This is a genomic window from Vibrio sp. Vb0304 (assembly GCF_033338995.1).
GTDB classification, from domain to species: Bacteria; Pseudomonadota; Gammaproteobacteria; order Enterobacterales; family Vibrionaceae; genus Vibrio; species Vibrio alginolyticus.
On the sequence record NZ_JAWOTT010000364.1, the window covers coordinates 1 to 1,040 of the forward strand.

Consider the following 1,040-nt stretch of genomic DNA (forward strand, 5'->3'; position numbering starts at 1 on the left):
AATTTCCCTCATCGGCGGCGCGGGTGATGACCGCATTATCGGTGGTGACGGCGATGATATTCTCATCGGTGGTCTGGGTTCGGACATCCTAACGGGTGGCGGTGGTAACGATATCTTTAAATGGACTCAAGATACCGTTGACGAAGGTGCAGTGGATACCATCACCGACTTTACGCTTAATGAAGACACGATCGATCTTAAAGACGTGATTGCGGATTTAAATGACCCAATGGCAGGAATTGATGAGTTACTTGCGCATATTCAAGCGGACTACGATGCCACGACAGACAATGTCTCTTTGAGCATTACTACTGATGCGAACGTTCATCAGACTATTGTGGTTGAGAACTTAGGTCAGGCAATAGACTTCAATGGATTAAGCTCAAACGAGATTGTTGAATCGCTTCTTAATCGAGGTGTTATTGATAACGGATAAAGTGACTTGAGAAATGAAAAGTGCGGCGGTTAGATTTGACCGCTGCGCTTATTAGCGTTTGGTGCTCTTGAATATCTGGAAAGGGAGTTGGGTATTATTTTTTATCTTGGTTTCTTTAGACGTGAATGTCGAGAAGGCTGCCAATTACCTCGTTATTTTTTTCCACAACGGACGCACCAATACGGTTGTAACTTGCGGCTTGAGTAACTTCGATAAGAGGTTCGATAACAGTGGCATGTGCGGCTAGGGAAGGGTTCGCGGCGAAAGCCACGTTTTTAGCGAGTTCGACTTTATTGAATGATAAGTCTTCACCGCCTTTTACGAAGGTTTGTTGAATCTCGTTTGCAGCTTTATCCGCCATCTTGTGCGACAACTGCATGATTTGTTGACCGGAGTGAATCCCTGAAACTGGCATGATTATAATTCCACTTATTATGCTGCTGTTAGCATAGGAAGTGTTTATAAAACGTGCAAGTGATTTATATCAATAACTTAATCAAACAAACAGTTTAGATAACATTTCACGCTCTTCAGTGGAGAGCAATGGCTTTTCCTTTTTGTTCAGCGTCATACTGATTTCGCCTTGCAATGTTTTTAACTGACT

2 protein-coding genes are annotated in these 1,040 nt (G+C 43.1%); one reads left to right on the forward strand and one right to left on the reverse strand.

The window, feature by feature from the left end; genetic code table 11:
• On the forward strand, nucleotides 1-436 hold a 436-nt coding region (locus R7P35_RS26265; RefSeq protein WP_318093430.1), incomplete at its 5' end, for a type I secretion C-terminal target domain-containing protein.
• A gap of 115 nt (nucleotides 437-551) precedes the next feature.
• Here the strand turns inward: R7P35_RS26265 and R7P35_RS26270 are convergent.
• Nucleotides 552-851: a hypothetical protein gene (locus tag R7P35_RS26270; protein ID WP_020841972.1), complete on the reverse strand. Its 300-nt coding sequence runs from the start codon at nucleotides 849-851 to the stop codon at nucleotides 552-554.
• Between the last annotated feature and the right edge of the window lie 189 nt (nucleotides 852-1,040).

Excerpts from the sequence above, each read along its gene's own strand:
- R7P35_RS26270 (WP_020841972.1), bottom strand. The coding sequence starts at position 851 with ATGCCAGTTTCAGGGATTCACTCCGGTCAACAAATCATGCAGTTGTCG.